This is a genomic window from Microcoleus sp. BM001215392 (assembly GCF_036700185.1).
Taxonomy (GTDB): Bacteria; Cyanobacteriota; Cyanobacteriia; order Cyanobacteriales; family Microcoleaceae; genus Microcoleus.
Map to the genome: position 1 here is coordinate 1 of NZ_JAUBOJ010000392.1, position 6,890 is coordinate 6,890.

Genomic DNA, 6,890 nt, shown 5'->3' on the forward strand with positions numbered 1-6,890 from the left:
TTTGACTGATGCGGAATACGAGGCGAAGTTGATGGAACTTCTCGAAGGGGTGAATCAGGGCTGGGGAAGAGGGATTCTTAATCGCAAAACAAATTAAAAATGGTGATTTGGCGGCTTGGTTGCGGAGGTTTGGATCTCGATTGTTGGAGGGCGCGCAGGAAAGTAAAGCTTGAGTCTGCTTCTGGGAATTGCAGGAGGTTTAGTCAGTGCGGGTTTATTAAAATTGCTTGACAGAATTCGGGGCTCGAAATGAACCGCAGATGGGGCTGAGGGCGCACAGAGAAGACAAGGGAAGAAAGTTATTGAGGGTTGATAACTCTGAGGATTTCTGTTATTTAGCAGGCTTGACATCTTCCCACCAAAGCTGGACATAGGGCCAGAATACTTGATCGTCATCTAGCCTGACTGTCACTTCATAGCGATCGATCTGAGTGAGTTCGCCTGTTTTACCATTCAACTGCAATTGTTTGGGATCGTCGGTGCGAATTTCTACCTTGTGATTCAACAGCGGTAGCATTTGCTTTGAAGAACCCTGAAACGGATTTTTGCCTCTGAGCACATAGCCACCAATCAAAGATATGTACATTAAAGTTAGGAAAAATATTGTACACAAACTCACAATCAACAGTGTTTTTGGTTGTGAAAAATTGGTATAAACGCTCGTAACTCCTACTACCATTGTTCCCAAAAATAACAGACTCGGCAGCAGCAGCCCCTCTCCCAAGAATAGGCTACAAAAAATCGTCAGCGGTATCTGAAAACCAAATAATGCAGCTACCCAACTCCACCCCGTCAGCAATGATTCAGATAGCAGCCAATTCATTGCTACCGTAAGGGCGATCGCAATTCCTATCGCCCAAACTGATATCCCAGAATCGTAATATCTGAGGGGAAGAACTACAAACAAGAATGTAGCATAAGCAACACCCGCAACAGCTAAGGCTAATCCACTAATTATTTCATTCCAATTCAACTCCTATTCCTCTCTCTTATTTAGGATCGATCGACTTCACAAATTGTTGCACAGGCTGCGGTAGAGCCGGCACAAAAGTCTTTCTAAAACCCCTAGCATCGAACACCCGCCACAAAATACCCACCGCCACTATCAAGAAAAATATCGCTCCCACAAGATTGAACACAGTGGCCACAATACCGCCGTCATTTTTTTTCGGAGCCGTAATATGTTTAACGCGATATACACCCGACTGGTAATCTCTCGGTTCTGCTTTCTTCGGTGACGTTTTGGGACGCGAACTCGCACGGGGAGTCGCGCTCAAACCGGTGTGGTTAGTTTTAGTAAAACTGCTGGGCGACTTCAACTCAGAAGCAGCGCGCGCCCCCGTTAACTTGCTAGTAGAAGTTCCTGTTTTGCTAACAGCAGCATCTTGAATTCTACTGCTAGAGCGCTGATTCGATTTGCGATCGGCGAGGGTGCGCATCAAATTTTGCAATTGCTGAGTCGCCGCCGCCGGCCGTTCCGCTTTCCGCGCCCAATTTAGCAGCATCGCACCAGTAATCCCGCAGAGGTTCGCAGCCCCCACAGAAGCCAGCCGCTTCAACAGAGGCTGGCTGTTGGACACAAAAACTACCAATGCGTCGGGATGTTCTTGAGCCAAACCGTAAACGCATTGAGCCGTCGCCACGACGAGCATGGCTTGCTTGCTTTGATTTTTAATTGAAGGTTCCAGAGCGCGGTGCGTCTCTTGAGCGTCAGTCGCAATCCAGCCACTATCGCCAAAAAACCGCATAAATTCCCTAGCGACTTGCTCGATGGCTGGTTCCACGGCTTTGTCGGTGAGACGATCTATTTCGTCGTACACTACTTCCGGGATATAGCAACTTCCCACTTTGGCATATTCTTGCCACACTTGGGTTCTGCCAGCCATCAAAACGTCTGCATCAAAAGTTACCAATACAGGAGGAAGTTGATTAGCCATGAATTTATCCTAGATGCTCAGATACTTTATTTTCACTCGATCGCTGAAGTTTAAACAAATTTTGGGTATGAAAAAAATCAACTTTTGGTAATAGATAAATGACCGGGGGCGGGGAGCTGAATTGGAAATTAGTAGTGAGGAACACGATCGCCCTTCCATTCCCCAGTTCGATCGCCCAATTCCTTTATTTTACTCATTTATCGAAACCCCACACGCGATCGCATCAAGCAGCGCGGCTGCTATCTCTTTTGAGTTCGCCCCAAAATCATGCAACTGCCGGCTTGTGCTTCCCACCACTCTCTCGTAACTCATTACCCGATCGGCAACCGAAAAATCGCCCCTCTACAATGGTATTAATTGCCGATTCCCAGACGGCCCGCCAAAGCCGGAGTTAACGGTAAAAGTGCAGCCACCATCAAGAACAAAGCTAGCAAACCCAAAGCAGCGCGAGTGTCGTCTGGTTCAGTCAGCTCGTTGAGGCTCGGTCGCTCCAGATTCCGCTGTACAATTAGAATCACGATCGCCCAATACAGAGCCGCCTGATTGACTAAAGAAGCGATCGCCAGCACCACAAACGTCGCCAAAGTAGCGCGGCTGGCAATTTTCCGACCGTAAATTGCTTGTACGATTCTACCTCCATCCAACTGTCCGGCAGGCATCAAATTAATCGCCGTGATTACCAAGCCCAACCAACCGATAACTACCAGCGGGTGAACGTCAACAATTGGCTGCTGCAATGCCGATCCCAAAAATACTTTTGCTAAACCTCCCACCAAAACCGAGCCCTTGAAAAATTCTGCCGGAATTTGAAACAAACTCCCTGGCCCCGACAGCACCAAACCGACTACCAGCATTAGCAGAGAAACTGTTCCCCCCGAGGCGGGCCCGGCAAAAGCGATATCAAACAAAACTTTACGGTTGGGGAGCAGCGATTCAAAACGATCGATCGCTCCAAAAGAACCTATCTGCCAAGTTGGTATAAAAAACGGCCAACTCAAACGAACATTGTACTTATTTGCCAGCACTCGGCGAGCGATCGCGCCAGACCCTAAAACCGCCCAAATTCCTGCCACAATTGGCATAACTTCTAAATATCGACGCGGCGAGTTAAAGAAATCGAAACCTAGCAGCAAACCCGCAGTTTCCAAGCTGGTAGCAATTGTTGCCAGCAGCAGCACGACTGACAGGATTTTTTGAGATAGGGTAGTTGGTTGCGGGTCGTTGGTGCTGGGCAAAACAATCACTACCGGCTTGTCGTCCTGATTTTCTACTAAAAATAGGCGGTAGCGATCGTTTAATTTTTGTTGCAAACTTGCCGTCAGCCGCGAGTGTACTTGTTCTGGGTCTCCCCGGAGATTGCCTTTCAAGATTACCCCATCTTGATAAGGAATCGTTTCTGTGGCAAAGAAAGTATCGATACCAAAGATCCCTTTAATTGCCTTGAGGTCTTCTACTGGAACCGGAATTATTTCTAACTCATTATTAGCACGCGATGTGACTATCTTAATGCGATCTTTTCCTGGTGGCTGCTGCGGGTCAGGAGCCGATAAATCATTGCTTTGGGACTTTTGCAACTCAGCAGCATCAAGGCGGTTGTCGATCGCCGACGCATCCGAGAACGCCTTGCGCAACTGTCTGCCGAGATAAATGTACAATCCGGTGGATGCCACCAACAGCAACAAGATCGCTACTAGATTGAGGTAAATCCCGGCGGCGGACAAAGCAAAGAACAGCAGCCATGGACTCATCAGCGCCACTGACTGCAACCAAGCCAAAATTCCCGGTTTGCCTTGACCTCTGGCGCGATAAAATCCCCAACCCAGAATTCCCAGAGCCAGCAATAGGAGTGCCGCGGTTGCAGAATTGGACGATGCAATTATCGGCGTTCCGGTTGCTTGGGCCAATACCAGGTTGAATCGGTCGATCGCGCTGCCGTCGAGTAATAGCATTAAATTTTGCGGATTATGAAATAGAGTTGCTGGGAACATGATCCAAACCTGTCCGAAACTAGCCCGATCACTAAGGATAACTCCTCAGGGCTACTCGGCTCACAACCTGCTGCTGCTTTTTCAACTTCCGGGCGATCGGCTATTGACAAAACAAATTTTTTACGATAAGGGATAAATTTTGACCAACCTCTACTCAGATCGTCCGGGAGCCTGAAAATTGGCCGGGGCTCCATCGGGTAGAGGCGAATGTTTGACCGCTGCACAACAAATGCGAAACAAACAAGGTTTGAGCCGCTCTCTACTTTGCGGTAAAGAACGGATCGAAGCATTGATGCTACTAGGTTTAGTTAATGGGTACGGCAGGACTTGAATTAACACTTAGCTTTCAAATTACGAGTTTATGTCGTTCTAGCCATTTTTTGCCCCACTCTGAAAGCGCTGGTTTAGATTTGAGCGAGCACTGAGCGACTTACTGTAGGCTGAGTACATCAGTCAAATTCAGCACTATTAGAGTAAGGGGCGAAAGATGAGCGAAAAATCTAATCCAGTCACGGTAAGTACCACCGCAGACTACCTTATTGGCTACGAGCGGGTTCTGGACTATTTCAAACAAGCACAAAAAGAATGCCCCAAGGGCGTAGGGCTAAAAAGAGACAGGAAAGCTAGCGGTGGTTACATAACACTGCAATTCAAGTTGGGTGACAAGCGGGTCAACAAAACCTGCGGGTGTTACCTGACGATGCAAGGTATTACTGATGCTCTGAGGAAGGCTCATCTAGTTGGTAGCGCTTTACAATCCTTCTCTAGCGAAAGTCGGTTTTTAGCCTGGTATGATGATGTTATTTTGGACAAAAATGTCATCAAAAATGATTTAATAACGTTTGGTGAGGCAATAAAAAAAGTAGACAAAGAATACTGGGAGGGACGTACTAAGCGCCGTCAACAACGTGACAGGAGTAGTATTAGTCAGCAACGTACTTGGAGTGCAGTTTACGGTGACTACTATAAGCTGTTGCCACAAGATACGGTCGTAAACCCAACAGATGTTCTGTCCGTAGTTAATAGTAAAATACAAGGAACTAAGTGCTTTAAAAATTGCTTAGGCGCTATGAAAAAGCTTGCTGAGACTATTAAAAATGTAGACTTATTGAGTCGGCTTAAAGAGATTGACTGTACACAAACAGAATTTCGGGAAGACCTTCAAAATTTATCGGTTGATGAGTTTTTAAAACTTCGCGAGTTGGTTTTAGTTGCCCCCAACGACAAACGATACCATTTGGAATCACGTAAGCGGTGGATGTGGGTATTCTCAATGCAGTTGGTGTATGGTTTTCGAGTTCATGAAGTTTTTGCAATTCAGAATATTGACAAGCCATTTAAGACAAAAGATGGTGTGACTATTCCTGCGTTGAATGAACCGACAAACAAACAAATGATTGCCGTAGTAGGCGATAAAACGTTACTAGATACTACAACCAAGACTGGCTATAGATTGTGTATACCTATGCTGCCTCCTACTCATTCTGACTTAGTAGAATGTTTAGAAATTAAGTCAGGCAACTTGCCCGATATTAGAACATCATCAAACAATCCAAAGACAATTAGTGGGTTATACAGTGACCGCGCACATACTACCTTAAGAAGATGGGACAAAGGCTTTACTCAAACCCATGCTTTACGTCATCTAGCTAATCTCAACGGTCAAATGGCGGGGATGTCTCAGGAGACCAGGGCTAAAAATTTAGGTCACTCAACTCAGATGAATGAAAGCATTTATAAAAAACGAGCTAATACCGAGACAACGATTGATTTGTTAACTCAGTCTACAAAAGAAGCTATCCCTTTAGGTAGCGCTATCGAGGTGCTTAAACAGTTAGGGAGTGACGTTAAAAACATCAAATTGCTAGCCGCCATTTACGGTCTTACACCCGATGAAGTGATGGAGCTACTCACCGAATAATTATCAACGAAACTTTACAATCCCTGTGTTGACAGATGACTCTAAAGCTGCAATCGTGAGTAACTAAGGAAGATTTGATACGCGCGGTTAACCCGGTGTTGGCACACCAGATTAACTACGACTTCCCCAAACCGTTTTCACGTAACGTTTGGAGCCGAATAATTATGACATTTTCAGACGATTGTCTTAGCGGACGATCGCAACTCTTAATGATTGAGTTTGCGTGGTTTTGCCATGACTGAGCCCATAGTGAACCGCCGTCGCATTGATAAACTCAGGGCGATCGCTTTTGAATACGGCCTCACCAACGAAGACGCCAAGGATTTCGGGAAGCTTTCTAAAACTGCTACTTGGGAAGCCCTACTAGAAGTTAATCGCATTGGCTACCTCAATAACGGTGCTGTAGACACAGGTATACACACTGTCTACATACCGCTAGACGATGCACTAGACAGCAAGGCTGAACCGCTTGACACAGTGGATAGCTGGACTGCTACCAACTTTTTAGAATGGATTGATTTAGGTCAACTCATTGCACTCGCACTCGCATCGGCGGGGGTATTCGTGCTGGCAATGAGTTTGTGGCGACAAATCAATCCCCTAAACCTATTTCCCTCCCCAGTTCGCATCAACATTCAAATTGGAGCATCAAAATAATGGGATTAATGAAGCAACTATTCGGTGGCAATCAGTCCGCCGAATCATCCACAGGTAGTGGTTTAGTCCACGATGGCACTCATTCGATCGACAAATCAAAGGTGCTAGCAGCCACAGGTGCAGGCGTTATCAGCCCGCAAAACCCCGGTGACTTTTCCAGCATCCGCAGTGTCCCCGTTGTGCCAGCACCGCGCTACTTCACAGAGGAAGAAGCCGATGCCATGAAGGGCTTAGCAAAGGAAAAGACAGACGGTGCGAGACAAGCTAAACGCGCTTACGAAGCACTGGGGAAGATTGAAGAAGCCGATGCCAAAGTCCACAAACATCACCGCAAATATGAGGGTGTCGTTGCCGACAACGAACTGGTAAAAAAGCGCGCTGATGGCA

At 46.6% G+C, this 6,890-nt stretch carries 7 protein-coding genes; 4 read left to right on the forward strand and 3 right to left on the reverse strand.

Annotation, left to right across the window (positions count from 1 at the left end; translation table 11 throughout):
* Positions 1 to 331: 331 nt before the first annotated feature.
* Both QT974_RS28785 and QT974_RS28790 read right to left on the reverse strand, forming a co-directional pair.
* Positions 332 to 973 (reverse strand): hypothetical protein, encoded by a 642-nt coding sequence (locus QT974_RS28785; protein WP_333471807.1) that lies wholly within the window; start codon positions 971 to 973, stop codon positions 332 to 334.
* Positions 974 to 989: 16 nt separating this feature from the next.
* Complete coding sequence (locus tag QT974_RS28790; RefSeq protein ID WP_333471808.1) at positions 990 to 1,937, reverse strand: PIN domain-containing protein; 948 nt, start codon at positions 1,935 to 1,937, stop codon at positions 990 to 992.
* A 98-nt stretch (positions 1,938 to 2,035) separates the two neighbouring features.
* Between QT974_RS28790 and QT974_RS28795 the strand changes: the two genes are divergently transcribed.
* Positions 2,036 to 2,332: a hypothetical protein gene (locus tag QT974_RS28795; protein WP_333471809.1), complete on the forward strand. Its 297-nt coding sequence runs from the start codon at positions 2,036 to 2,038 to the stop codon at positions 2,330 to 2,332.
* Here the strand turns inward: QT974_RS28795 and QT974_RS28800 are convergent.
* Positions 2,291 to 3,925, reverse strand: coding sequence for a site-2 protease family protein (locus QT974_RS28800; RefSeq protein WP_333471810.1), 1,635 nt, complete (start codon positions 3,923 to 3,925; stop codon positions 2,291 to 2,293). The genes QT974_RS28795 and QT974_RS28800 overlap by 42 nt on opposite strands.
* A gap of 487 nt (positions 3,926 to 4,412) precedes the next feature.
* On the opposite strand from QT974_RS28800, the gene QT974_RS28805 reads away from it, so the two are divergent.
* From QT974_RS28805 to QT974_RS28815, 3 genes are all read left to right on the forward strand, one after another.
* On the forward strand, positions 4,413 to 5,846 hold the full coding sequence (locus QT974_RS28805) for a hypothetical protein (protein WP_333471811.1): 1,434 nt from the start codon (positions 4,413 to 4,415) through the stop codon (positions 5,844 to 5,846).
* A gap of 234 nt (positions 5,847 to 6,080) precedes the next feature.
* Positions 6,081 to 6,503: a hypothetical protein gene (locus QT974_RS28810; protein WP_333471812.1), complete on the forward strand. Its 423-nt coding sequence runs from the start codon at positions 6,081 to 6,083 to the stop codon at positions 6,501 to 6,503.
* Positions 6,503 to 6,890: hypothetical protein (locus QT974_RS28815; protein ID WP_333471813.1), on the forward strand; the 388-nt coding region annotated here is incomplete at its 3' end. The genes QT974_RS28810 and QT974_RS28815, both read left to right, overlap by 1 nt.